The sequence below is a fragment of the Protofrankia sp. CiP3 genome (assembly GCF_917627345.1).
In the GTDB taxonomy this organism is placed as follows: Bacteria; Actinomycetota; Actinomycetes; order Frankiales; family Frankiaceae; genus Protofrankia.
This window is the reverse complement of the sequence record NZ_CAKJTM010000026.1, coordinates 17707-40460: the sequence shown is the minus strand read 5'-3', so window position 1 is coordinate 40460 and position 22754 is coordinate 17707. Positions and strand designations below refer to the sequence as shown.

Genomic DNA, 22754 nt, shown 5'->3' with positions numbered 1-22754 from the left:
CATGGTTATGACTGCTTTGCGCCGAACATCCTGGCCCGCTGCTCCGAACGTCTCTGCCTACGTCTGGTAGAGGGCTCGGTGTCGGCGCGTGATAAGAGCGCCCGAGGATAGGGCGGACGAACCGGGTGAGGTCCGCCGGCGGCCGGTACGTCGTTTGGCCGTAGTCCAGCAGCTTGCCGCCGACGGGGTCGGTGACCAGGCGCCGCCACACTCCGTCGCCGGCGACCTGGCGAGCCACATCCGCTCTGATCGGCTACACATAGATATCCCCCTAAAAGAGAGCGGCGTACGGGCGGATGGATCGCGAGGTGACGGAGGGATACGCCCAGGTGTTGACCTTGATGGTCTCGAAGGGCTATGACTCGACAGGTGCATGGCACCGGACCCCACGAAACGCGGGCCTGTTTCGAGCATGCGGCCAGCGCGTTCGTGTCCCTCGTCACCGGAATCAGCGATGATTGCTGGACGGCCCCGGCCCTGGGTGAGTGGTCTGTGCGCGACCTGGTCGGGCACACGAGCCGGGCGTTGTCGACCGTGGAGACCTACCTGGGGACACCGGCCGGCGTGGTTGATGCGGGCGCCGGCGCTCAGCCTGATCGCATAGATGCCGTCGGCTACTACCTGGCGGTACGAAGCGGGGATCTGGCGGTGCGTAGCGGGCTGGCGGACCCCGCGGCCGTGACCCAACGTGGCCGTGATGCTGGCGCGGCACTCGGTGACGACCCGTCGGACGCGGTTACGGCGCTGGCCAACCGGGTGCGCGAGCTGGTGCGCGAGAGCCCCGACGACGCGGTCGTCATGACTGCGCTCGGCGCTATGAGGCTGGCTGACTACCTGCCCACCCGGACCTTTGAGCTCACCGTCCACACCCTGGATCTGGCTCGTGCGCTGGATGTCCCGCCACCGGCGAGCCTCGGCACCGCCATCGGTGGCAGCCTGCTGCTCGCCGCCGGCATTGCCGCGGCGCTCCCCGACGCCGCCGACATCCTCCTGCTGCTCACCGGGCGCGCGGACCTACCCGCAGCCCTCAGCGTGGTCTGACACCAGCGGCATGGCCTGACACCAGCGGCACGTTGGCCGGGGTCAGATCAGGGTCTCGTAGAGGCGGGCGGTCTTCTCGGCCACGGCCGGCCAGCCGAACTCGGTGACGGCCCGGTCGCGGCCGGCTCTGCCCATGGCCGCGGCGCGCGCCGGGTCCGCGAGGAGCTCGTTGACGGCGGCGGCGAGCGCCGCCGGGTCGCTGGGCGGGACGAGCAGCCCGGTCACGCCGTCATCCACCACTTCGGGGATACCGCCGACCCTGGAGGCGACCACGGCCGTGCCACAGGCCATCGCCTCCAGGTTGACGATCCCGAGCGGTTCGTACACGGACGGGCAGACGAACACGGTCGCGTGCGACAGCAGTCCGATGATGTCGGGCTTGGCCAGCATGCCCGAGATCCATACGAGTCCCTTGCGGGTGTCGCGCAGCCCGTCCACCAGGTCGGTGACCTCGGTCAGTAGCGCGGGGGTGTCGGGCGCGCCCGCGCAGAGCACCAGTTGTGCCCGCGGGTCGAGCTCGGCCGCGGCCCGCAGCAGTACCGGTACTCCCTTCTGCCGGGTGATCCGACCGACGAACACCACGGATGGCTGCTCCGGGTCCACCCCGTACCGGGTGAGGACGTCGGTCGCGGGGCTTGGCGCGTACTCGTCGGTGTCGATCCCGTTGCGGATGACGTGGATCTTCGCCGGATCGACCGCCGGATAAGCCGACAGGACGTCCGCCCGCATGCCCTCGCTCACCGCGATGACGGCCGCGGCGGACTCGATGGACACCCGTTCGCACCAGGATGACAGCGCGTAGCCGCCGCCGAGCTGTTCGGCTTTCCACGGCCGCAGCGGTTCCAACGAGTGTGAGGTCAGCACATGTGGGATCCCATAGAGCAGCGACGCCAGATGCCCGGCCAGGTTGGCATACCAGGTGTGTGAATGCACCAGGTCGGCGTCGGCGGCAGCGGCGGTCGCGGACAGGTCGGCCGACACCGTCCGCAGGGCGTCACCCGCGTCCGCCAGCTGTTCCCACGGCCGGTGGGCGCGCACCGCGATACCGTCCGGGCCCACCCGGTCGGCCCCCTGGCAGTGCACGGTCAGCTCCACGAACCGGGAGATCTCGCGGGCAAGGTACTCGACGTGCACTCCGGCACCGCCGTAGACCTCCGGCGGGTACTCCCTGGTCAGCAACGAGACGCGCATTACCTGCCCTTCAGGCATCCGGGACGGGGCTCAGTCGGTCATCGTCAGGCTCAGCCGGTGATCGTCACACCTTTCCCGACGACCGTGATGCCATCGGGGCTGACTGTGAATCCGCGGGCGAGGTCGTGTTCCTTGTCCATCCCGATCTGCGTACCTTCCGGTACCACCACGTTCTTGTCGAGGATCGCGTTGCGGACCACCGCACGCCGTCCGATGATCGTGTTGTCCAGTATGACCGCGTTCTCGACCTGCGCCCAGGAGTTCACCCGTACTCCCGGCGACAGGACCGACCGGCGTACCAGGCCGCCAGAAATGATCACTCCGTTGCTGACGACGCTGTTGAGCGCCATGCCGGTACGGCCTGGTTCCTCGTGCACGAACTTCGCCGGCGGCAGGGACGGGACGTTCGTCAGGATCGGCCAGTGCCGGTTGTACAGGTTGAACACCGGATCGAAGGCACACAGATCCATGTGCGCGTCGAAGTAGGAGTCGAGGGTGCCGACATCCCGCCAGTAGCCCCGGTCCCGTTCGCTCGCGCCTGGCACGTCGTTGTCAGCGAAGTCGTAGACCTGCGCCATGCCTTCCTTCGCCAGCATCGGGATGATGTTCCCGCCCATGTCGTGGACGCTGTCGTCGTCGGTGGCATCGGCTCGCAGCGCCTCGATCAGGGTGTCGGTGGAGAAGACGTAGTTGCCCATGGAGGCGAACGTCTCATCGGGTGCGTCCGGCAGGCCCGGAGGATCCGCGGGCTTCTCGAGGAAGGCGTCAATTGTGCGGCCATCCGCACTCGGGCTGATCACACCGAGTTGTGTCCCCTCCATCCGGGGCACACGCAGCCCCGCGACGGTCACTCCGGCCCCGCTGTCCAGATGCTGTCCGACCATCTGCCGCGGGTCCATCCGGTAGACATGGTCGGCGCCGAACACGACCACGATATCCGGTTGATCATCGTAGATGAGGTTCAGTGACTGCAGGATGGCGTCCGCGGATCCCGTGTACCAGCGGGGTCCGAGCCGCTGCTGTGCGGGCACCGGCGTGACGTAGTTGTCGAGCAGGTCGCTCATCCGCCACGTGGTGGTGATGTGCCGGTCCAGACTGTGGCTCTTGTATTGCGTGAGAACGCAGATCCGCAGGTAGCCGGCGTTGGCCAGGTTCGACAGGACGAAATCGATCAGTCGGTAGAGGCCGCCGAACGGGACAGCCGGTTTGGCGCGGTCGGCGGTGAGTGGCGCGAGCCGTTTGCCCGCACCACCGGCCAGCACGACGCCGAGCACTCTTGGCGTTGACATCCCAGACCTCCCCGGGGTGGCGATCGATGATCGGATGGGATCGGCTGGCACCGGCCGCTGGCGGCCGGGTTGGCAGGCCCAAAGCCTAACAACGCGTAGCTAATTGCGATGTTGGGAACAGAAGCTCCCAGGACCTGTCCTACCACCAGGTTCACGCTGATCATCCCGAGCGCGGCGGATCGGATGCTTACGAAAAGGACTTTTTGTTTTAATTGGGTACAGTAATCTCATTGGTTGATTTTTTGTGGTGTTCTGGTGTCACTCGGTTGTTCTTCCCTGGCTGTGCCCTGCTATGCGCGCGATCCCCGCCGCGCTGTCCGGCGCATCGATGGAATATCGACCGAATGCGGAGGGACGGACCAGCGGGGATCGCACCTGCCTGCGCTCTGTGATTGATCCTGCGCATTTCCCTGTGCGTGGCGGGCGCTCTTATCCGGCGGGCGTGGTCAGGTCGTACACGGTTGTGCCGCCGATCGTGGTCTGGCTGAAGTTCTGCTGAACCCACGCGGTGATGGCGCTGGCCGTACCACTGGGCTGGCCGCCGCCCATCCCCATCCCGCTGCCGCCTATGAAGTAGTGGATTTTTCGCTGGCTGACGTACCCTTGGAACTGCGTGAGTGTGGGCGTGGGATCGGTTCCGTTGAAGCCGCCGATGGCCATCACCGGGTCGCCGGTGGCGAGCTGGACGCCTGCCGCGGAGTTGGAGCCGACGGCGGCCGCGACCCAGGTGTAGCGCCCCGCGTCCGCCTTCAGCGCCGTGACCAGCGCGGCACTTGGTGTTCCCGCGTCGAGAAGCCCGCCGAGGCCACCGGCTGTCCGTCCGAACATGGCTCCGCCCCGCCGGCCGAAGCCGCCGGCCAGACCTGCGGTACCGCCCTGTGCGGTCGGGCCGCCCGGTGACGTACCCGGCGGGGTGTTACCGCCAGCGAAACCACCGCCAGTGAAACCGTTCATCCGGCCGCCGCCAGCGAAGCCGCCGCCGAAGCCGCCGCCGGGGCCGCGGCCGGGGCCACCGAAGCCCGTGGGCCCGGCGGATGGGATGGCACCGGTGTGCGCGGCGGAAGCTGTCGCGACCGCGTAGGCGGCTGGCCCGGTGGCGCCCGCGACAATGCTCACGGCAGCCATCACCACGGCGGCACGGCGAGCCAACGGCACCGAGAGCACGAGGCTGAGGATCAGCGCGACAATCGCCGCGCCACCGAGAAGGAGCACCAGCGGCCGCAGCCACGGGTGCCAGCTGGGCGTCCGGCTGAGCAGGACGTAGGCCCAGGCTGTTGTGGCGGCCAGGGCCATGGCCAGCAGCAGAGAGGCGGCGAACTGGCCACGGCGGTGCCAGAGGCCGGTGCCGCCGATACCGGTCACAGCTCCGATCGCGGGGGCGAGCGCTACCGTGTAGTACGGGTGGATGATCCCCTGGGCGAGGCTCAGGGTGATGCCGGTGACGAGGAGCCAGCCGCCCCACAGCGCAAGGGCCGCCCGGGTCCTGTCCGTACGCGGGGCGCGCCAGCCGAGCGCAAGCCCGCCGATCAGGAGGATCAGCGCAGCCGGAATGAGCCAGGAGACCTGCCCACCCATCTCGGAGTTGAACATCCTGGTCAGACCGGTCGCTCCCCAGCGGCCGCCGGTGCCGCCCGCCCCGCCCATGCCACCGACGCTGCCGGCTTCGTTGCCGTTGAGCCGGCCGAAGCCGTTGTAGCCGAAGATCAGATTAAGGACGCTGTTGTTCTGCGAGCCGCCGATGTAGGGGCGTGAGCTCTTCGGCCACAGTTCCACGGCCGCGACCCACCAGCCGGCAGCGACGAGCATCGCCACCCCGGCGAGCAGGAGCTGGCCGATCCTGCGCCGGAGCGGCGTCGGTGCGGCCAGGAGATAGGTGAGCGCGAACGCCGGCACGACCAGGAATGTCTGCATCATTTTGGCGAGAAAACCGAAACCGACGAAGACGCCCGCCCAGACGATCCAACGGGTGCTCGCGTCCTCCACCGCCCGGACGGTCGCGTACGCACCCAGGACCAGCAGCAGGACGAGCAGCGAGTCGGGGTTGTTGAACCGGAACATCAGCACCGCGACCGGGGTTGTCGCGAAGACCGCGCCGGCCAGCAACGCCGCGCCGGGGGAGAACCAGCGCCGGATCGTCGCATACAGGACGCCCACGGCCGCGACGCCCTCGAGCGCCTGTGGGACGAGCACGCTCCACGAGTTGAGCCCGAAGAGGCGTACGAAGATCTCCGCCACCCACAGGGAAGCCGGCGGCTTGTCCACGGTGATGAAGCTCGAGGCATCCGAGGAACCGAAGAAGAAGGCCTTCCAGCTCGTCGAGCCGGCCTGCACGGCGGCGGAGTAGAAGGCGTTCGCCCAGCCGGACCTCCCCAGCCCCCAGCTGTAGAGCAGCGCGGTTGCGGTGAGAAGGGCGAGCAGGGCAGGGCGCACCCAGGGCTGGTCGGCTTCCCGGCCGCGAAGAAGGCGCCGCGTCCATCGGGCGGGTGACTGCCGGACCTGGGTAGCCGCCGGGCCAGCCGGTGCGGGGGGAACGCCGGCCGCCTGGTCCGGAAAGGTTGTGGTCACGTTCAGGTCCTCATCGTCAGGGGCGGGAGCTGGACGACGGCGCGGCCGGGGAGCGTCCAGGGTGCCCGGCTGGCCGTCATCACGGATATCGCCGACATCGCCCTATCGTCGGGTCTCAGCCTGATGTGGGCCTGACGCAAGTCTGGGAACCGACTGAAGGCCGACGCGGGCGGGCAGCCCCGCCGACACAGCTGTGCGGGGACGGCGTCGTGGCCATCGCGCCGGTCACCCGCTGTCGGGGCGACCGGCGATCAGATCGGAGATACGGTCTTTGCGGTGGATCCACCGTTGGTCGTGGCGGATGGCCCGGCTGTCGGCCCGGGCGGCTTTGTGAGATCCGCTGTGATAGCGCCATCGTGCCCACGGCGAGTTGGGCCGAGCCAGCCGGATCGCGCCGATGAGCGCGAGGAAGGGGACGAGCAGCCCGATGGTCCCGAGGCGCAGTTTGCCCTTCAGAAAAGTGATCACTACCAGAAGGATGTTGAGGATGAGCGATGCCACATAATCCCACAGTGCCGCGCTCTGGCTGTCGTCAAGGCCGTTGACCCCGAAGGGCAGGCTGCCCAGAACGAGCAGGCCGGTGACCGCCACCCCGAGGGCCACCGCATCGACCGAGACACGGCCCTCCTCGCTCCAGTACACGTCCTGTAGGTGCAGGACCAGAGCGAACTCGTCCAGGACGAGCGCGATCCCGGCACCGAACAGCGCTCCGAGCAGGTCCCACCACGGTGATCTGCCGGCTGCCGGGGTGAACGCACCGACTCCGGCGACGCACATGAAAATGATGCCGAAGACGACATGGTGGATATGTGTCCCACCAGCCGCGACATTTCCTGGCCACCAGGAAACCCCCGCCCGGATCATCCGGACGCTGAGCCGGATGAACAGAAATGTACCCACGAACGCCACCAGCAGCAGGAACAGCGGCTGTTTTCCGGGCTCGACAATGACCCGGTGATAGAAGTCCGCCACCGCGCTCACCTGAACTTCCGCAAAGAATCTCGGCCCGCTGCGGCCGGGTCTGCCCGGACCGTATTCGTCAGGCGGTTATCCTACGTCCAGCCGGTCCCGTGGCTCGCCGCGCCTGGCAGGTGTCAGGAAGTCGCGTGCCCGCGCTACCAGCCGGGTCATCTCATATCCGACGAGACCGATTTCGCATGTTTTGGCGGCCAGGACGGACAGGCAGGCGCCCTCGCTGATGGCCATGAGGAGCAGGGTTCCGTGGTCCATCTCGACCATTGTCTGGCGTACCGGCCCGAACTCCATGAGAGTCGCCGCACCGAGGGTCAGGCCGAGCAGGCCTGAGGAGATCGCGCAAAGTTGTTCTGCCCGGTCGCGGATGAAGCCGTCGCACACCGCGAGCAGCAGCCCGTCGACCGAGACGACGATGGCACTCGCCACTCCAGGAACCGACCCGACGAAGTTATTGACGAGCCAGTTCAACCCACCGTCTGGCCCGTCGTCCGGTGCGCTCGCCTCGGTCACACGCTCCCTCGCTGTCCGCGCGGGCGCGCCGATCCACCATGGCTCCGGTAGTACAATTCGCTACCTCTCTGGCCGTTCTCGTCCGCGTTCGGTGACCCGGCTGAGCCGTGGCTATTTCCGCCAAGGTATCGGCTCGGGGCTCGCCAACCGCGACCAGGTTCCTCGCGTCACCGTCGGATGGTCAGTTTATGCCCTGCCAGGCGGGCGCCTTGACCTGGTGACAGCTGGATCAGGCGGCGGGCCGGAAAAAGTACCCAGGATAAACGAATTAACATATTATGTCTGTATTGCCATGGTTACCTGTTGATTGGATTTTGTCATCGGGCTCGTGCCGGGATGGCCTTGACCCGCTGGGATCCACGGCCAATCTCGTCGCCGTGATCTGACCGGTCGGTATCGGTCGTCATGGTCCAGCCGGTAGAAAAGACCGGAATCCGGCAAGGCCCATGCATCCGGCAAATCCAGTATTTTGGCCATATGCCCGTCCGGCCACCCGGCCGTCGATCAACGGGCGGGTGGCCGGACGGGCATGCCGGTGTTCAGCTGGCGGCGGCCCCGTGTTCAAGCCGGGCAGCGATGTTGTAGATCCGGCGTTCGAAGCTCCCAGACCAGTACGGCGTCATCGGGCTGGTGATCTCACGGTGGCCCGGTGCGGTCTCCCAGGCGAGGAACTGCTCTTCGCTCTCCCACTCGCTGAGCAGGAGGTAACGGCCGGAGCCGTCGGGGCCTCGCAGGAGCTCGTCACCGAGGAGGCCGGGCGTGCCCTTCATCCGTGCGGTGACCTGTAGATAAGCCAGTTCGAACTCGTTCGCCACCGCCGGGGCGACATTCGCGAAGACAAGAATACGCGCGGTCATCGACGACCTCCTTGCGTCAGCTGTTCTTTGATCTTCCACGGACAGCGCCGAGAAGGCTATCCGGCTGTGGCCAGAACAAGCGAGGCCGGACCGGCCAGCGGCTGGTGCTCGTCGAACCGCCAACCGGTGTCCGCGAGCAGTTCGGCGGCTTCCTCGACGCTGTAGGCCTGGCCACCGCCGACAAGCAGGAATTCGCCCGAGAGGAGTGCCGCAAACGCGGGGTCGGTGTGGGTGGGATCGGTCCACAGGTCGACCAGCAACAGACGGGCCCCGTCAGGGGCCGCCTCCCGAACCCGGCTCAGCAGAATCCGGCTACGGTCCGGTGGGAAGAGATGAATCACGTTCGCCAGCAGCAGCACATCGTGATCCTTGGGTATCGGATCGTCGAAGAGATCGCCCTCGACGATGTTCAGCCGGTCCCGGTCAGCCAACCCGTCGACATGCCGCGCAGCCACGACCGCGGTCTGGGGAAGCTCGAACAACGTGGCGGACAGCTGCGGATTGCGGCCCAGCGCCGCACGCGCGAACGAACCGGTACCGCCACCCAGATCGAGCAGGCGCTGATGGGCGGAGAAGGAGTAGCGACCGGGTAGCGCCGCCGCGGAGGCGCTGGTGCTGACCTCCATTCCGAGCGAGAGCATTGTCTGCTCCGCCGCGGACAGGGGCGCTGTCTGCGGTTCGCCCGTGCGCACCGCGGCCTCAAGCCGTTGCCAGGTGGGATAGCTGATCTGGTCCCACCACCTCAGCATGGGGCGCCGGTCAGCCGGCGTGGCGCCGGCCAGAAACGTCTGCGCGACTGGGGCGTTGCTGTATGCGTCGCCCTCCCGGTTGACCAGGCCGACGCTCACCATCGCATCGGCGACGATCCGCGTGGACCGTTCCGGGACGTCGATCACGCTGCTCAGCTGCGCCACTGTGCGCGAGCCCTGCGCCAGCGCCTCGAACAGGCCGATCCGGGACGCGACGAACAGAAACTTGGCGGCCATGTAGCCGGCGGAGATCCGTAGAATCTGTTCGGGTGTTTCACTGGACTCGGTCATTATAGTTCCCGTTCTTGAGTAATGGTTCGTCGGCGGGGTGCTGATATTTGCGGGACCAGGTGTCTAAACGGATCGAGGCGGGCAGTTCAGCCGGTGCTCGGGAAATTTTCTGGTGCCACTCGGCGGGCGACAGCCGGGAAAAGCCGAAGTGCGTTTTCGCGACTGATCAGACGAAATGCTTCCGCATCGAGGCTGGGATCATTTTTCAGTCCCTGGGACGCCACGGAAACTCCTGCGGCGGGTACCGCGTTGTAGTCGCTACCGTAAAGGATTCGCGTGGCACCGACGGAGGCGAGTAATGTCGGTGTGGCGTATGGTGACATTGGCCCGGCTGTATCGTAGTGAAAGCGGTTCAGGGCGGCCTGGACCGTGCTGGCATCGAGACCATGCCCCAAGGCGGCGGCAAGGGTGAGCCGAGCGGCCTGATAAGGTAGGAACCCGCCGGCGTGCGGCAGGATGAACGAGATTTCCGGGTAACGGTCCAGCGTGCCGGAAGTAATCAGCTGGATGGCTGCCCGCGTCGTGTCGAGCATGAAGTCCGCGATGAATGCCGGGAACGGGCTCACTGAACAGGCCGGCAGGTTGAACGGGTGGATGAGCACGACTGCCTGCCGCAGGTTCAGCTCCGCGAAGACCTCGTCAAGGGCAGGATCTCCCAGATATGCCCCGTCCGCATGGCAGCCCATGACGACGCCGTCCGCGTCGAGCTCGTCGAATGCATAGGCGATCTCGGCCAGTGAGATTTCCATGAATGGCAGCGGAACGTAGGCGAGAAATCCGAACCGCCGCGGGTGCTGATGGGCGATCTCGGCCAGTGACTCGTTGGCGGTACGGGCGATCTCGGCGGCCCAGGGCGCATCGCCGCCGAGGAATTCGCTGGGAATCGCGGCCGACGCCAGCCCCAGCTCGATGCCGTTCATGTCCATCGTCTTCAGGGCGGCCGCGAGATCCCAGGTCGCGAAGGGCGGTCCGCCGACCGGTGGTAACAGATTACGGTCGACCGCCAATCGTTTTAAAGTGGGTGGTAACATATGGTGATGGACGTCGATGTACCCGCTTGGTCGCGCACCGTCGGAATGCCTTCCGGGAGGATGTTCGCTCATGGTGGGTTCTCCTGGCCGGGACGGGGTGGGATAAAACTAAGGTGGGATGAATACTAAAGGGCAACCGGTCCGCTGGATTATGACGCCACTACTCCTGACTTGCGACAATGTTGTTTTTCTCGACCGGTAACCTAATTTTCGGCAGAAAATCAGAGCGCGGTGTAATGGTGCTGGGAAGGGCTTGTGTGATCTGTTTCGCCCAGCTTGGGAGACAGGGCTTTGACCCTCGCCGGCCGGGCGGTGGACGGCTGGTTATCCGACGGTGAGAGGTACGTTCTCCTGTACCCCGCTGCCCGTAGCTCCTTTCTCGGAGCTCCCGAGCCCGCCGCCGAGCCCGCCGGGATGCGGGCCTCGCACGTTCATGCCAAGCTGGCGGAGCAGGCCGCGATCGTCGCGGATCGCGTCATGCTCGACGACCTTTCCCCCGGACATGCGAAACCAGTGGGTGTGTCGCCAGGCCACCCGCTGACCAGCGGCCCGCACTCCCATGATCACTCCGTGCGCCGTGCCTTCGATCACAATCATCGAGGCGACGAGCTCCGAATCCGCGACGATGCTTTCCAGCCGCCAGGCGGCGGCCGGAAAGCATCGCAGCACGACCCCCAGGGTGGCAGCCAGACCAGCCCGCCCAGGTGGGCTGCCGGGCTCCATCCGGTGATTAACCATATCCGGGGCGAATGCTGTCAGGGCACCTTCGAGATCGCCGTTCTCCAGTGCCTGGAAGTGGTTGATGATCGTCCGTCTGTTGGTCTCGGCCAGGGTCTCGCCGCTCACGATCGCCATTCTGTTCCTTCCCGGTGAACGAGGATTTCGGCTACATCCATCCGCACGCTCTCTCGTAGGTCGCGCAGTGGCGCGGTGAGAGCGTCCTGCTCCGGGCTGCGCTCGAAGGCCTGGAAATGCTCCCGGTCCGTCCAGTCGCTCGTGATGACGAACGCGCGCGGGCCGTCCCGCAGGAGGCTCTGCCGCAGATTGCCCGTCGCCAGGCTCGCGGCCAGCGCGACCTTTTCCCAGGCGTCGATGAAATCTTGTTCCCGATCGGGACGGACACGCATCGTAAGAGTTACTCTGATCATCAGATCCCTCCGTCTACGTACAGCGTGGCGCCGGTGATGTAGCGGGCCGCGTCGCCCGCGAGGAAGAGCACCGCGCTGGCGATCTCCTCGGGCAGGGCGAGGCGCCCGAGCGCGGTCATCGCCTCGGCCTGTGCCCGCCTTGCTGGCGACATGCCGGCCGTCTGGTCGGTCTCGGTGAAACCGGGGGCCACCGTGTTGACTCGGATGCCTCGTGACCCGAGTTCCTTGGCCAGGGATCTGGTGAAGCCGAGGACAGCGGCCTTGGAGGTCATGTACGGGGTGCGGTCCGCGACGCCACGCAATGCTCCAGCTGAGCCGATGGTAATGATCGACGCTTCATTGGCCAGTAGGTCGTGCGCCGCTCGGTGGAGCAGGTAAAGGCTGGTCAGGTTGGTGTCGAGTACCCGTCGCCACTCGTCCAGGCGGAGCTGGTGCAGCGGTGCCTGGGTCGCGACCGCCGCGTTGTTGACCAGGATGTCGAGCGCCCCGAAGCGGTCGCGGGCGGCCTCCAGCAGCCGGTTCACGTCCGCTTCCACCGACACGTCGGCGCGTACCAGCTGCGCGTCGGTGCCAAGTCGGTCGAGTTCGTCCGCGAGCGAAGTGACCGCGTCGCTTTCGTTGACATAGCAAGTGATCACGGACGCTCCCTGCTGCGCGAGCGCCAGCACGACGGCACGCCCGATCCCGCGGGCACCGCCGGTGATCAGGGCTGATCTGCCTTTGAGCCCGAAGTCCATCAGCTGTCCTCCCGCGCGGGTGTCTCGACGGCCCGCAGGATCAGCGAGCTGTTGAAGCCGCCGTAGCCGCGGGCATTGACCATGGCGACCCGTACCGGGGTTTCGCGTGGTTCCCGGACGAGGTCGAGGCGGTACTGCGGGAGCGGGTCGTCGAGGTTACCGACCGCCGGGATCACTCCGTCGCGAATGGACAACAGCGCGTTCGCCGCCGCCAGCGCTGAGCCGCCCGCGCACATCCGCCCGATCAGGCCCTGCGGAGCGGTGACGGGAACGTGCTCCGCATGGGCACCGAATGCCAGGTGGATCGCGCGTGCCTCCAGGTCGTCGAGATCCCGCGAGCCCGCGCCGTCCGCGAAGATCACATCAACGTCGGCCGGGGTGAGGTCCGCATCGACGAGCGCTCGGCGCATGGCCTCGGCGTACCAGCGCGGGTCCGGCGATGGGTCGCGATGATGGGCCGCGTCGTGGGTCGCCGCGTATCCGGCGATCTCGGCGTATATCTTCGGCGCACCGCGGGCTGCGGCGGAGGCCGGGTCCTCCACGACGAGTGTCACGCCGCCCTCGGCGGGCACATGACCGCCCGCGGAGCGGTCGAACGGCTTGTAGCCGGCCTTCGGCTCGCTGCTGGTGGACAGGCGCCCGCCGGTGATCTGGCAGGTCAGAGCGTAGGGAGTGAGGCCGGCCTCGGCAGCGCCAGCGAGGACGGCCGGCGTTCCCCGGCGGATCGTCCGCCGGGCCTGCGCAAGACTGTCGAGGCCACCGGCGGCGTCGGTGACCACAACCGCGGACGGTCCCTTCAGGCCATGCCTGATCGAGGTCTGGCCGGTGGTCGCCGCGTAGAACCAGGCGATGGACTGGTACACGCTCACGGCCTGGCGGCCAAGGCTCCACAGCCGCTGGATCTCCCGCTGGCCGAAGTCATTGCCGCCGGACCCGGCCGCGAACACCACCGAGGTCGCGTACGGATCGTGCGCCGCCGGGTCGTAGGAGGCGTCGGACAGCGCGAGTTCGGTCGCGGCCATGCCGAGCCACGTCCACCGGTCGGTCTGCAGGACGAGTCGGCCGCCCAGGCGCCCAGCGGGGTCGAATCCGTCGATCTGGCCGGCAAGCGTCGTGGTGTACCGGCTGGCGTCGAAGCTGGTGATCGGTTTCACTCGCAACTCGCCACGCAGCGTGGAGCGCCAGTGCTCCTCGGTTCCGATGCCGCTGGGGGCAATCACTCCGACACCGGTGACAACAGGACGCAGGGCTGGCCGGGCGGCGATCACCGGGCGTCCGATCCACGGTCGAGAACGATGGCTGACTGGAACCCGCCGAAGCCGCTGCCGACCGACAGGGCCACGGTGACGTCATGGTCACGAGCGATGTTCGGTACGTAGTCCAGGTCGCATTCGGGGTCTGGGCGGGCCCAGTTGGCGGTGGGTGGGACGACCCGGTTCTCGATCGCCAGGGCGCAGGCCGCGACCTCGATGGCGCCGATCGCTCCCAGGGAGTGACCGACCATGGATTTGATCGAGCTTACCGGGACGGTGTACGCATGCTGCCCGAGCGCTTTCTTGAACGCGGCGGTCTCGTGGCGGTCGTTCTGTTTGGTCCCGGAGCCGTGGGCGTTGACGTAGTCGATCCGGGCCGGGTCGGTGTGGCCCTGCCGCAGGGCATCCGAGATCGCCACGGCCATGTCGAGACCATCGGCCTTCAGACCGGTCATGTGGAAGGCGTTCGAGCGTGCGGCATAGCCGGTGACCTCGCAGTACACGTGGGCGCCCCGGGCCCGCGCATGTGTCAGCTCCTCCAGCACGAGTACGGCGGAGCCCTCGCCCATCACGAACCCGTCGCGGGTCGCGTCGAACGGCCGGGAGGCGTGCTCGGGATCGTCGTTGCGCGCGGACGTCGCCCGGATCGCGTCGAAGCAGGCGATCGAGATCGGGGACAGCGGCGCGTCCGACGCTCCCGCGATCACGATGTCGGCCTCACCGTCGACGATGAGCTGGTGACCGTACCCGACCGCGTCGATCCCGGAGGTACAGCCGGTCGAGACCACGTGTGCCGGGCCATGGGCGGCGAACCGGTAGGCCACCTCGGTGGCCAGACAGCTGGGGACCAGGGCGTGGTAAAGAAAGGACGATGCGTAGCTGGGGTCGACAAGCCAGTCGCGCCCACTGTTACTGGCGATCACGTACTCGTCTTCCAGCCGGGTGGTCGCGCCGACCGCGCTGCCCATGCTCACGGCTACCAGCGGCTGGTCGGGGTCGGCGGGGTCCGCGTCCCCGCCGAGTTCCAGCCCGCTATCGGTGACCGCTTCGGTCGCGGCCACGAGGGCGAACTGGATGAAACGGTCGTTGCGGGCGATTTCCTGTGGCGTCAGCCCCGCTGCGGCCGGGTCGAAGTCGCATTCGGCGGCCACCTGCGAGCGGAACTGGCTCGGGTCGAAGAACGACAGGCGTCTGGTGGCTGTCCGGCCATCGGTCAACAGGTGCCAGAACTCCTTGCTACCTGTGCCTCCCGGCGCGACCACGCCGATGCCGGTTATCGCCGTCCGTCTCACTTCCGGCTCCTTCATGGGATGTTCCAGCGTGGGCACGTCAGTTCTGGGGGAGCGGTTCGGTGTCCACGTGGCCGAGTTCCGGGCGCGGCGCCAAGGGGCTCAGCTGGAAGACAAGGAAGGCCGTCTGGCTGCCCTCGTTGACGATCCGATGCCGCATCCCGATCGGGATGAGGAGCCCGTGCTCGGCGGGCAGCGCGGTGTGCTCCCCATCGAGCCGCGCGGTGACGCCTCCGGACACGCAGTACAGGAACTCCTCGGAGTACGGATGCCAGTGCTCGGTGACGACCTCACCCGGTTGCAGCGTCAGCGTGCCGAGGAAGCCGGACTTCGCACCCACCGTCGCGGGGGACAGTAGGGTGCGGATATCACCGCCGCGACGGCGGTTGGCCGGGACGGCGTGGATCGACAGCGCGGCCGGTCTGGTGGTGGGGGTGGTCACGGTCATGGCTTCTCCTGGATCCCTGGGGGTGGGCAGGCCAGCGTTCCAAAATCGTCGGCGACGTGGGGGCTTGTCGTCGCCGGGTAGCAGGTGCGCTGTGCGGGGGCGTGCTGCGCCGGAGGCGTGGGGCGCGAGGTCAGGCCTGGCGGGGGAGTGGCGTTGTGGCTCGGGCGGCTTTTTCGATCTTGTCGCGGATGACGCCCATCTCCCGTCGGGTGTTGTTGTTGATATTGTTGGTCATCCATGCGTCGTCGACGGGTGCTTCTGGGCGCATGTGGAAGTCCTGGACCCAGCGCATCCTGGTGCCGGTGCCCTCTGGTTCGTAGGTCCACTCGATGTTCATGAATTCGAAAGGCCCTGTTTCGACGCGGTGCGCCTGGACGCGGTGTTTGTCTGGGTCCAGGGTCCGTTCCGAAACCCAGCTCCAGACGTTTCCGTTGGCATCCGGGTGCATGGTGAGCCGGAACCTGAAGGTCTTGTCGTGGTGTTCGAGAATTTCTACCGAGGCGTACTCGGTGAAGAGTTCCGGCCAGTTTTCGAGATCATTGGTCGTTTTCCAGACGAGATCGATGTCAGCGTTGATCCAGATCGAGTTCTCTGTGTGTGAGGCCATCATTCTCCATTCGGTTCACCAGGTGGGCGCAATGGTCCGCCCAGGCTCGTTCGTTTTGTCAGGCGATGACCTGTCCGGCGGCGTTGATCGTGGCGAGGATCTGTTCGAGGGTGTAGTCGGCGGGCGGTTCCGCGGGCAACTCGATCCCGAACGCGTCGAAGACGACGGTCTGCAGGTGCAGGTACGCCAGTGAATCGATGCCGACCTCGGCGAACGTGACGTCAAGGTGCGCCGGGCGGTCGTCGGGGGCGAGCACGGTCTGTTCGATGAGAAAGTCGAGCAGCCGGTCGGTATTCCAGGCAGGTTCCATGACGTTCTCTCCCTTGTGGTGGTGGCTGGGGGCGGCCGGCGGTCAGGGCCGCTGGTCAGCCCGTTCGGTCCGGTCGGTCCGTTCGGTCCGGTCGGTCCGGTCAGTCGGCAGCCCATGAGTAGAAGTTCCGCGCCATCGCGTCCCGTGGACTTTTCCAGGTTGCCGGGTCGTACGCTGTGATATGTTTCCCCAGTTTCGTGTTGACGTCCACGAACAGCGGATGTTCACGAAACGAGGGCAGCGCGTGGCCGACATCGTCAGCCGCCTCGATCAGATGGAAATACAGTCCGTGAAAGCTGAACAGATCGCGGCGGACGACGCCTAGCAGGCGGGGCAGCTGGCCGTTGTCCGACTCATGGAAGATGTCGGCGACAGCGGTTTCGTCGCTGGTTTCCATGCGGGCGACGATAAGGGTCCGGTGCGTCATCGGGAGGGTCCGGGAACAGCTGGGCGGACCTGGCTGTAGAACACTGACACGCATGCTCCCTAGCTGTACTTGGAAGAACTCGGACGAGCGTGCGCGACATCGGTGTCGCATTGACGCCGGCATGTGCTGACGATATGCCAGAACCGCTGGTAGACGCCTGTTTTATGCCTTGATCAGCGGCTGCTCCCGGCTGCCTTCGATGATCTGATGACGCGGGTCCAGTGGACCGCGAAGCGATCTGTTGCATCCGCCCTTGCTGTACCGCGATAAGCCCCCGGAAGCCAGTCCCGACCTGGCCTTTGCCCCCGTAGCAGCATGCTTTATTTGTTCCACCTGTGTCTCTAAATTGATCTGGCAGGAACATGTAGTGGCAACTTAATGCCAAGTGTGGCTTCTGGCGTGCCGGTTCTGTTATAGCCAACCCCGCTCCGCAGCGAGGATGCCGGCCTGGAACCGGCTGCGGGCGTCCATCCGGCGCATCAGGTCAGCGATCATCCGGCGCACTGTCCGGACCGACACACCAAGATGGCGGGCGGCCGCCTCGTCCTTGGCACCGAGGCTCAACAGCCGCAGGAGCACACGTTCGGATTCCGTCGGCTCCTCTGGTTCAGCGGAATCGTGATCGTCCATGTCGCGGTCCGCTGGATCACCACCGGACGGATCGCCACCGGAGATCGTGCCGAGCGCGTTGCGGCCGGCCTCCAGCGGTTCGGCGGACTTCCACAAGTGGTCGAACAACATCACGGCCAGATTGGTCAGCGCCGGCTCGCGCAGCAGCAGCGCATGGCTGTCGTATGGATCAAGCTTCAGTAGGACGAGAGCGATCTGGCGGTCGACGATGGCAAAATCCGCTGGTGGGGCATCGATCACACGTAGATCCAGGCTGTGTGCGGCCATGTTACGGATGCGCGCGGCGGTCATGCCGCCCGAACGCGTCCCGCGGGAGTAGATGCCGCGCATGGTGATTCCGCGCTCCAGCGCACTTCGGACGGCTTGTGTGCTCGTAGCTGTGATGGACGGTTCCCGACCGGGCTGGGTGTGCAGCATCAGTACTTCCCGTTCCGCCCGGGCCAGCAGTTCCCGCGCCTTGATCTCGACGGCGTCGGCGCCGTCCAAACGCTCCACCGCCTCCCCGGGCCCCCCGATCTGACGCCCCTGCAGGTAGTCGGCGACCAGCGTGTTCACCTGCAGGCGCGCGCGGATGAGTTGTTCCTGCCGGCGGATGAGTTGATCATGTTGCTGGCGGAGCAGCTGTTCCAGGGGGACCTCGGGATGCACCGCGACGAGGCGGCCCGGATGATCTCGGGACATCACCAGCAGCGAGAGCTCGATGAGCCTGTCGCGGGCCCGCGTGATAATGCTCGTGGGAAGCCTGAGGGTCAGGCTTACGTCCTCGGTGGTCAGGTCCTCTTGGCGTAGCCACAGCCGGTAGGCCGCGAGAGCGACGTCATCAAGGCCGAGAAGATCAAGCACTTTCCTCTCCCGCGCCGGCTAGTCGACGTGGGCGCTGGCCTCGGACAACAGACCCCGCTGTCGGGTCTCGGCTGCCACCACATCCAGGGCGTGGCGGACCAGCGCGATCAGGGCCTGCCGGACGGACTCCCGCCGACGGGCGTCGCAGAACACGATGGGTCGCCGAGCGTCGATGTCGAGAGCGTTGCGGACGTCGTCGAGGGTGTACGCCTTTGAGCCGTCGAACTGGTTGACCGCTACCAGGAACGGGATATCGCGTTCCTCGAAATAGTCGACCGCCGGGAACGAGTCCGAGAGCCGGCGGGTGTCCACGAGCACGATGGCGCCGATGGCGCCGAGGACCAGCTCATCCCACATGAACCAGAAGCGGTCCTGACCGGGCGTGCCGAACAGGTACAGAATCACGCTGTCGAGCAGGGTGATCCGGCCGAAGTCCATGGCAACCGTGGTCGTGGTCTTGGCACTGACCTGGGACGTGTCGTCGATACCGAGGCTCGCGGAGGTCAGCGCCGCTTCGGTGGTGAGCGGGGGTATTTCGCTGACGGTGCCCACGAAGGTCGTTTTTCCGGCGCCGAATCCACCGGCAATTATTATCTTAACCGGATTGAGTGCGGAGCCGGTGGTATTTGTTCTAGAGGGTCTGAAGTCCATCGAGCACCTTCTCCATCAGCGCTACGTCGGGACGCTCGGTCGGTCGGGTTGGGCGGGTGACGTGTACGAGACCAGCGTCGATCATGTCGCCGACGAGGACCCGTGCCACGCCGACCGGAAGGCTGAGCTGGGCGGAGATCTCCGCGATCGACTGGATGTGCTGACAGAGCAGCACGATGTCCTGCTGCTCGGGATCGAGGTTCCGAAGCATTGCCCGTCCGTGCGCCGTCGTCGACACCAGAGCTACGAGCTCCAGCGCGCGATTGGCCGCCGGCCGTGTTCGGCCACCGGTGACGGCGTAGGGGCGGACGACCGGACCTGCGTCCTCGTCGTACCACTCCTCGTCCACGGGTCCTCCTGATCAGGGCGTGGGGTCAGGTCCCGCGGGCCTGCGGCGACGCGACAGAGCGAGAATCGCGTCGCCTTCAGCCGGGCGGGCGCTCAGCGCGGTAGTGCCGCCTGCATCTCGGCACGTAGCTCGGGGGTCAGGAACTCGCCGACACGGATGACCAGCAGGGCCATCTCGTATGCGATCAGACCGATATCCGACCCAGGCGTGCTGAGGATGGCCAGACACGACCCGTCGCCGACGGCCGTGACGAACAGAAAGCCCTGTTCCATCTCGACGATTGTCTGGCGGACGTTGCCGCCGCGGAAGAACCGCCCGGCCCCCCGGGCCAGGCTGTTGAATCCCGAGGCGACCGCGGCCAGCTGGTCGGCGGTGGTCCGGTCCATACCGTTCGACGTGGCCAGCAGGAGACCATCCGATGACAGCACAATCGCGTAGGTGACCTCCGGTACTTTCCGCGTGAGATTGTTCAACAGCCAGCTCATGTTTTCAGCCGGGCCGATATGGCGCATCACATCACCTTCCTGGCGTCGTCGCCGTTCGGGTTAGGTCCTTCTTGCAGGCCGCGGCCGAAGTTGGACTGGAAGGAGGACATCATGTTCCGGATTTCCTCCGGCGATCGTTGCCCGACAAGGAGCGGCGGGGCCGTGGGTTCGTTGGCGGGCGTTCCCCTGAGCTCGGGAGCCAGACTTGCCCGTCGCCTCCGCTTCGGCAGGCCCGCGTCCGTTGTCGGTGGTGTGGCAGGTGGCAGCTCCGATGCGGGTGCTGACGCCGCGACCGGTGGAAAGGATGTTGTCTGGGACGGTGCAGCCGGCGGGGGGAAGTGCGGGCTGGGTGGGCTGGGTGGGAAGGGCGAAGCCGGCGGGAGCAGCCGGGATTCGGGCGCATGGGCCCGCCCAGGCAGGCCGTTGTCAGTGAACGCCGCGGTGGTCCAACGTGTTGAGGTATCGGCCGGGTCCTCCCAACGACTGGTCGGTCCGGTCTGGTGGCCATCATTGCCCGGCGGCTGGCCCCACCGATGTGATGGGTCCAGCAGTTCGGCCGGGGTATCCGGAGCTTCGGTCCAGTCATTGGACGCGGGCTGTGGGTCCGGCCGCGTCCACGGCCCGGAGTGCTCGCCGTTCTTGCCGTTGTCGGAGCTCCCGACTCCGTTCCGCTCGGCGACGAACCAGCTTGAACGGATCGTGGCGAACACGGGCAGATCGTCCATGAGTGGCCGGTCATCGCCGTCGCCGTTGCTGGACGCGGCCGGCGCGCCCACCGGCATCAGCTCGCCGAACTCGCTGGGTTCGGCGGAGCCGCCGAGCGGGTCCGTGAACGAGCCGGCGGGGACCGCTCCGGAGGTCTCTTCGTAGATCGCCGGGTTCTGCTGGCCGGCGGCCGCGTCGATCTCGCGCAGCAGCGCCGCTGGGAGCAGGACGATGGCGAGGGTCCCGCCATACGGTGACGGCCGCAGCCGGACCTGGATGCTGTGCCGCTGGGCGAGCCGGCCGACGACGAACAGGCCGAGTCGTTCGCTGGTCTGGAGGTCGAACGGTGGTGGGTTGCCCAGCCGCTCGTTGACCTCGTCGTACTCCTCGTCGGTCATGCCGAGGCCGCGGTCTTCGACCTCGACCACGCAGCCGTTGGAGACCTCGTGGCCGGAGACGTGGACGGGAGTGTGCGGCGGGGAGAAGGAAGTGGCGTTCTCGATCAGCTCGGCGAGCATGTGGATCACGTCGCCGACCGCGTGGCCACCGACGGCGGAACCCGAGATCGGCAGCACCTTGACGCGGGTGTAGTCCTCCACCTCGGCGACAGCTCCGCGGACGACGTCCTTGAGCGGGACCGGCCGGCGCCAGCCGCGGGCTGGTTTCGATCCGGACAGCACGATGAGGTCCTCGGCGTGGCGCCGCATGCGTGTCGCGAGGTGGTCGAGCCGGAACAGCTCCGCCAGCTCGTCCGGGTCGGTCTCCTTGCGTTCCAACCCGTCGATGACCTTGAGCTGGCGATGGATGAGAGCCTGGCTGCGGCGAGCGAGGTTGAGGAACGTGTCGCCGATGCTCTTGCGCATCGCCGCCTGTTCGACAGCGGTGCGCACAGCCACCTGATGGACGGTGGTGAAGGCGTCGGCCACCTGGCCGATCTCGTCCCTGGTCCGGCTCGCGGTGGGGAACGCCTCGTTGTCGATGTTCACCTGCTCCCCCTGGTGGAGCCGTTCCACGACATCTGGGAGGCTCTTGTTCGCGACCTCCAGGGCGGCTCCCCGCAGGCGCCGGAGGTGGCGGATCATCGGGCTCGCCACGAACAGCGAAATGCCGATCGACACGGCGAGAACCAGCGCGACGGTGACACCGCCGAGCCAGGCGCCACGGGTCGCGGTCGAGGCGATCGCGTTGCTCCGGTTCCGCAGGTCGGTCGAGAGCTGGTTTTCCATCTCGACCATCCGGGCGAGCTTGTCGTCAGCCGCGGTGAGCCACGCCTGTGGGTCGATGGTGATGGGCTGGTTCATCTGGGCCGCGAACACCGTGCCGTCACGCATCCGGGTCACGCCGTCCACGGTCGGGCCGACCGTCTTGTCGTAGCTGTCCTGCTGCCGCTGGGAAGCGGTGGTGCGGAACTGCGTGATCCAGGCATCCTCCGCGCCGCCATTCGCCTGGATCAGCTTGACGACCCCGACGTTGCTCTGGTGGAGGAACAGGATCACGGCCACGTAGCCGCGCTGGAGAGCGGCGGCCTCCTTCGCCCGCGTCATGCTGCTCAGGCTCGCGGCCATGTTGATGAGTTCCGAGTTGTCGGACCCAAGACCAACCTGGGCGACGACAGTCAGCAGATCCGTGATTCCCCGGGTGTAGAAGGTGACGTTTTTGTCACGGTCCGTCTGCCCCAGGTCGATCGACTGCCGGTGGGCGGCAAGCTGATCGAGCTGGTTGCGGGTGGTTTCCAGCACGGCTCGCAGATTCTTGCTTGCGCTGCTGGGAAGCCCCGCGACGTCGGTTCGGTACTTCTCCAGGGCCGCGTCGGTCGGGATCCGGGTGGCTCGCACGTCGTCCAAGCCGACCCGAAATCCGCTCCCGACATACGTGCCCGCTGCGTTGCGTTCCTTCTGGAGGGCATCAGCGAGATCGTTGACCTTGATTGAGAAACCCGCGAGGGTCCGGATCCGATCGCTTGCGCTGACACTCTCAAGGTTCGTCCGGACCTGGATGGCGCTGAAAACTGTCAGCGCCATCAGCGGAAGGATGAGAATGGCGACCAGCTTGGAGCGGATTGGCCAGTTCTGGAGCATCCGATCCTCTCGTCCGACGCCGTGTCTTGGCGCCTCGTTGGGGCGAGCGTTCTTGTAGAGCCTTCGTGCCCCGGCCCTGCCGCGGCCCGGGGCGAAAACCGTAACCCTCCGGTCTCCCCCCGTGGGCGAGACGACTCTACCCGGGTGATTAGTCCAGGTTCGGAGGGGGTACAGCCGACAGGTTCGGGCGCGGGTTGGCTGGGTCAGCCTAAGGCCGACAATGGATCATTGACGCGAAAAGCCAATTCTGTGATGAATTGTTGGGTATCCCCTTGTGTCGTCAATGGTGCCACGC

Annotated in this window: 23 protein-coding genes; 1 reads left to right on the top strand and 22 read right to left on the bottom strand. The window is 66.7% G+C overall.

Translation table 11 applies throughout. The features are described 5' to 3' along the window. Positions 1 to 357: 357 nt before the first annotated feature. Positions 358 to 1041, top strand: coding sequence for a maleylpyruvate isomerase N-terminal domain-containing protein (locus MJ797_RS12070; protein WP_239334427.1), 684 nt, complete (start codon positions 358 to 360; stop codon positions 1039 to 1041). A 42-nt stretch (positions 1042 to 1083) separates the two neighbouring features. Here MJ797_RS12070 and glgA read toward each other — a convergent pair whose 3' ends face one another. The 22 genes from glgA to MJ797_RS11960 all read right to left on the bottom strand — a co-directional run bounded on the left by glgA (position 1084) and on the right by MJ797_RS11960 (position 22459). After that, complete coding sequence (glgA, locus tag MJ797_RS12065) at positions 1084 to 2232, bottom strand: glycogen synthase (RefSeq protein ID WP_239334426.1); 1149 nt, start codon at positions 2230 to 2232, stop codon at positions 1084 to 1086. 50 nt (positions 2233 to 2282) lie between these two features. Then, the gene (gene glgC / locus MJ797_RS12060; protein WP_239334425.1) at positions 2283 to 3521 is read right to left on the bottom strand and encodes a glucose-1-phosphate adenylyltransferase; all 1239 of its coding nucleotides are present in this window, start codon (positions 3519 to 3521) and stop codon (positions 2283 to 2285) included. A 429-nt stretch (positions 3522 to 3950) separates the two neighbouring features. Then, complete coding sequence (locus MJ797_RS12055) at positions 3951 to 6086, bottom strand: glycosyltransferase family 39 protein (RefSeq protein ID WP_239334424.1); 2136 nt, start codon at positions 6084 to 6086, stop codon at positions 3951 to 3953. Positions 6087 to 6311: 225 nt separating this feature from the next. Beyond that, positions 6312 to 7067, bottom strand: a complete 756-nt coding sequence (locus MJ797_RS12050; RefSeq protein ID WP_239334423.1) for a hypothetical protein — start codon at positions 7065 to 7067, stop codon at positions 6312 to 6314. Positions 7068 to 7133: 66 nt separating this feature from the next. Continuing rightward, complete coding sequence (locus tag MJ797_RS12045; protein WP_239334422.1) at positions 7134 to 7571, bottom strand: roadblock/LC7 domain-containing protein; 438 nt, start codon at positions 7569 to 7571, stop codon at positions 7134 to 7136. Between the two features lie 539 nt (positions 7572 to 8110). Next, a complete protein-coding gene (locus MJ797_RS12040; protein ID WP_239334421.1) occupies positions 8111 to 8428 on the bottom strand; it encodes an antibiotic biosynthesis monooxygenase in 318 nt (105 codons plus the stop codon). A 56-nt stretch (positions 8429 to 8484) separates the two neighbouring features. Continuing rightward, a complete protein-coding gene (locus tag MJ797_RS12035) occupies positions 8485 to 9468 on the bottom strand; it encodes an acetylserotonin O-methyltransferase (protein ID WP_239334420.1) in 984 nt (327 codons plus the stop codon). An 86-nt stretch (positions 9469 to 9554) separates the two neighbouring features. Beyond that, positions 9555 to 10571, bottom strand: coding sequence for an amidohydrolase family protein (locus MJ797_RS12030; RefSeq protein ID WP_255738834.1), 1017 nt, complete (start codon positions 10569 to 10571; stop codon positions 9555 to 9557). A 252-nt stretch (positions 10572 to 10823) separates the two neighbouring features. Beyond that, positions 10824 to 11345 (bottom strand): ester cyclase, encoded by a 522-nt coding sequence (locus tag MJ797_RS12025; protein ID WP_239334419.1) that lies wholly within the window; start codon positions 11343 to 11345, stop codon positions 10824 to 10826. After that, positions 11342 to 11647, bottom strand: a complete 306-nt coding sequence (locus MJ797_RS12020; RefSeq protein WP_239334418.1) for an antibiotic biosynthesis monooxygenase — start codon at positions 11645 to 11647, stop codon at positions 11342 to 11344. The genes MJ797_RS12025 and MJ797_RS12020 overlap by 4 nt, the downstream gene beginning before the upstream one ends. Then, the gene (locus MJ797_RS12015) at positions 11647 to 12384 is read right to left on the bottom strand and encodes an SDR family NAD(P)-dependent oxidoreductase (protein WP_239334417.1); all 738 of its coding nucleotides are present in this window, start codon (positions 12382 to 12384) and stop codon (positions 11647 to 11649) included. Before MJ797_RS12015 ends, MJ797_RS12020 begins: the two co-directional genes overlap by 1 nt. Continuing rightward, positions 12384 to 13652: a beta-ketoacyl synthase N-terminal-like domain-containing protein gene (locus MJ797_RS12010; RefSeq protein ID WP_239334416.1), complete on the bottom strand. Its 1269-nt coding sequence runs from the start codon at positions 13650 to 13652 to the stop codon at positions 12384 to 12386. The genes MJ797_RS12015 and MJ797_RS12010 overlap by 1 nt, the downstream gene beginning before the upstream one ends. Continuing rightward, positions 13649 to 14944: a beta-ketoacyl synthase gene (locus MJ797_RS12005; protein WP_239334415.1), complete on the bottom strand. Its 1296-nt coding sequence runs from the start codon at positions 14942 to 14944 to the stop codon at positions 13649 to 13651. The genes MJ797_RS12010 and MJ797_RS12005 overlap by 4 nt, the downstream gene beginning before the upstream one ends. 22 nt (positions 14945 to 14966) lie before the next feature. After that, positions 14967 to 15374 carry a cupin domain-containing protein gene (locus MJ797_RS12000; protein WP_239310366.1) on the bottom strand — a complete coding sequence of 136 codons (408 nt, stop codon included), beginning with the start codon at positions 15372 to 15374 and terminating at the stop codon, positions 14967 to 14969. Between the two features lie 130 nt (positions 15375 to 15504). Next, positions 15505 to 15981 (bottom strand): SRPBCC family protein, encoded by a 477-nt coding sequence (locus tag MJ797_RS11995; protein WP_239334414.1) that lies wholly within the window; start codon positions 15979 to 15981, stop codon positions 15505 to 15507. Positions 15982 to 16039: 58 nt separating this feature from the next. Further along, entirely contained in the window at positions 16040 to 16291 is a 252-nt protein-coding gene (locus tag MJ797_RS11990; RefSeq protein WP_239334413.1) for a phosphopantetheine-binding protein, read from the bottom strand. A 100-nt stretch (positions 16292 to 16391) separates the two neighbouring features. Continuing rightward, positions 16392 to 16718, bottom strand: coding sequence for a TcmI family type II polyketide cyclase (locus MJ797_RS11985; protein WP_239334412.1), 327 nt, complete (start codon positions 16716 to 16718; stop codon positions 16392 to 16394). Positions 16719 to 17129: 411 nt separating this feature from the next. After that, complete coding sequence (locus tag MJ797_RS11980; RefSeq protein WP_239334411.1) at positions 17130 to 18191, bottom strand: LuxR C-terminal-related transcriptional regulator; 1062 nt, start codon at positions 18189 to 18191, stop codon at positions 17130 to 17132. A gap of 18 nt (positions 18192 to 18209) precedes the next feature. Then, complete coding sequence (locus tag MJ797_RS11975) at positions 18210 to 18842, bottom strand: ATP/GTP-binding protein (RefSeq protein ID WP_239334410.1); 633 nt, start codon at positions 18840 to 18842, stop codon at positions 18210 to 18212. After that, positions 18823 to 19191 carry a DUF742 domain-containing protein gene (locus MJ797_RS11970; RefSeq protein ID WP_239310372.1) on the bottom strand — a complete coding sequence of 123 codons (369 nt, stop codon included), beginning with the start codon at positions 19189 to 19191 and terminating at the stop codon, positions 18823 to 18825. The genes MJ797_RS11975 and MJ797_RS11970 overlap by 20 nt, the downstream gene beginning before the upstream one ends. A 92-nt stretch (positions 19192 to 19283) precedes the next feature. After that, positions 19284 to 19703: a roadblock/LC7 domain-containing protein gene (locus MJ797_RS11965; RefSeq protein ID WP_239310387.1), complete on the bottom strand. Its 420-nt coding sequence runs from the start codon at positions 19701 to 19703 to the stop codon at positions 19284 to 19286. Next, positions 19703 to 22459: a sensor histidine kinase gene (locus MJ797_RS11960; RefSeq protein ID WP_239334409.1), complete on the bottom strand. Its 2757-nt coding sequence runs from the start codon at positions 22457 to 22459 to the stop codon at positions 19703 to 19705. The genes MJ797_RS11965 and MJ797_RS11960 overlap by 1 nt, the downstream gene beginning before the upstream one ends. Between the last annotated feature and the right edge of the window lie 295 nt (positions 22460 to 22754).

What these genes read in the sequence shown, in the direction of transcription:
- glgA (WP_239334426.1), bottom strand. Translation starts at nt 2,232, where the DNA reads ATGCGCGTCTCGTTGCTGACCAGGGAGTACCCGCCGGAGGTCTACGGC.
- MJ797_RS12040 (WP_239334421.1), bottom strand. Translation starts at nt 8,428, where the DNA reads ATGACCGCGCGTATTCTTGTCTTCGCGAATGTCGCCCCGGCGGTGGCG.
- MJ797_RS11975 (WP_239334410.1), bottom strand. Translation starts at nt 18,842, where the DNA reads ATGGACTTCAGACCCTCTAGAACAAATACCACCGGCTCCGCACTCAAT.
- MJ797_RS12030 (WP_255738834.1), bottom strand. Translation starts at nt 10,571, where the DNA reads ATGAGCGAACATCCTCCCGGAAGGCATTCCGACGGTGCGCGACCAAGC.
- MJ797_RS11965 (WP_239310387.1), bottom strand. Translation starts at nt 19,703, where the DNA reads ATGCGCCATATCGGCCCGGCTGAAAACATGAGCTGGCTGTTGAACAAT.
- MJ797_RS11960 (WP_239334409.1), bottom strand. Translation starts at nt 22,459, where the DNA reads ATGCTCCAGAACTGGCCAATCCGCTCCAAGCTGGTCGCCATTCTCATC.
- MJ797_RS11990 (WP_239334413.1), bottom strand. Translation starts at nt 16,291, where the DNA reads ATGGAACCTGCCTGGAATACCGACCGGCTGCTCGACTTTCTCATCGAA.
- MJ797_RS12000 (WP_239310366.1), bottom strand. Translation starts at nt 15,374, where the DNA reads ATGACCGTGACCACCCCCACCACCAGACCGGCCGCGCTGTCGATCCAC.
- MJ797_RS12015 (WP_239334417.1), bottom strand. Translation starts at nt 12,384, where the DNA reads ATGGACTTCGGGCTCAAAGGCAGATCAGCCCTGATCACCGGCGGTGCC.
- MJ797_RS11995 (WP_239334414.1), bottom strand. Translation starts at nt 15,981, where the DNA reads ATGGCCTCACACACAGAGAACTCGATCTGGATCAACGCTGACATCGAT.
- MJ797_RS11985 (WP_239334412.1), bottom strand. Translation starts at nt 16,718, where the DNA reads ATGACGCACCGGACCCTTATCGTCGCCCGCATGGAAACCAGCGACGAA.
- MJ797_RS12020 (WP_239334418.1), bottom strand. Translation starts at nt 11,647, where the DNA reads ATGATCAGAGTAACTCTTACGATGCGTGTCCGTCCCGATCGGGAACAA.
- MJ797_RS12005 (WP_239334415.1), bottom strand. Translation starts at nt 14,944, where the DNA reads ATGAAGGAGCCGGAAGTGAGACGGACGGCGATAACCGGCATCGGCGTG.
- MJ797_RS12035 (WP_239334420.1), bottom strand. Translation starts at nt 9,468, where the DNA reads ATGACCGAGTCCAGTGAAACACCCGAACAGATTCTACGGATCTCCGCC.
- MJ797_RS12070 (WP_239334427.1), top strand. Translation starts at nt 358, where the DNA reads ATGACTCGACAGGTGCATGGCACCGGACCCCACGAAACGCGGGCCTGT.
- glgC (WP_239334425.1), bottom strand. Translation starts at nt 3,521, where the DNA reads ATGTCAACGCCAAGAGTGCTCGGCGTCGTGCTGGCCGGTGGTGCGGGC.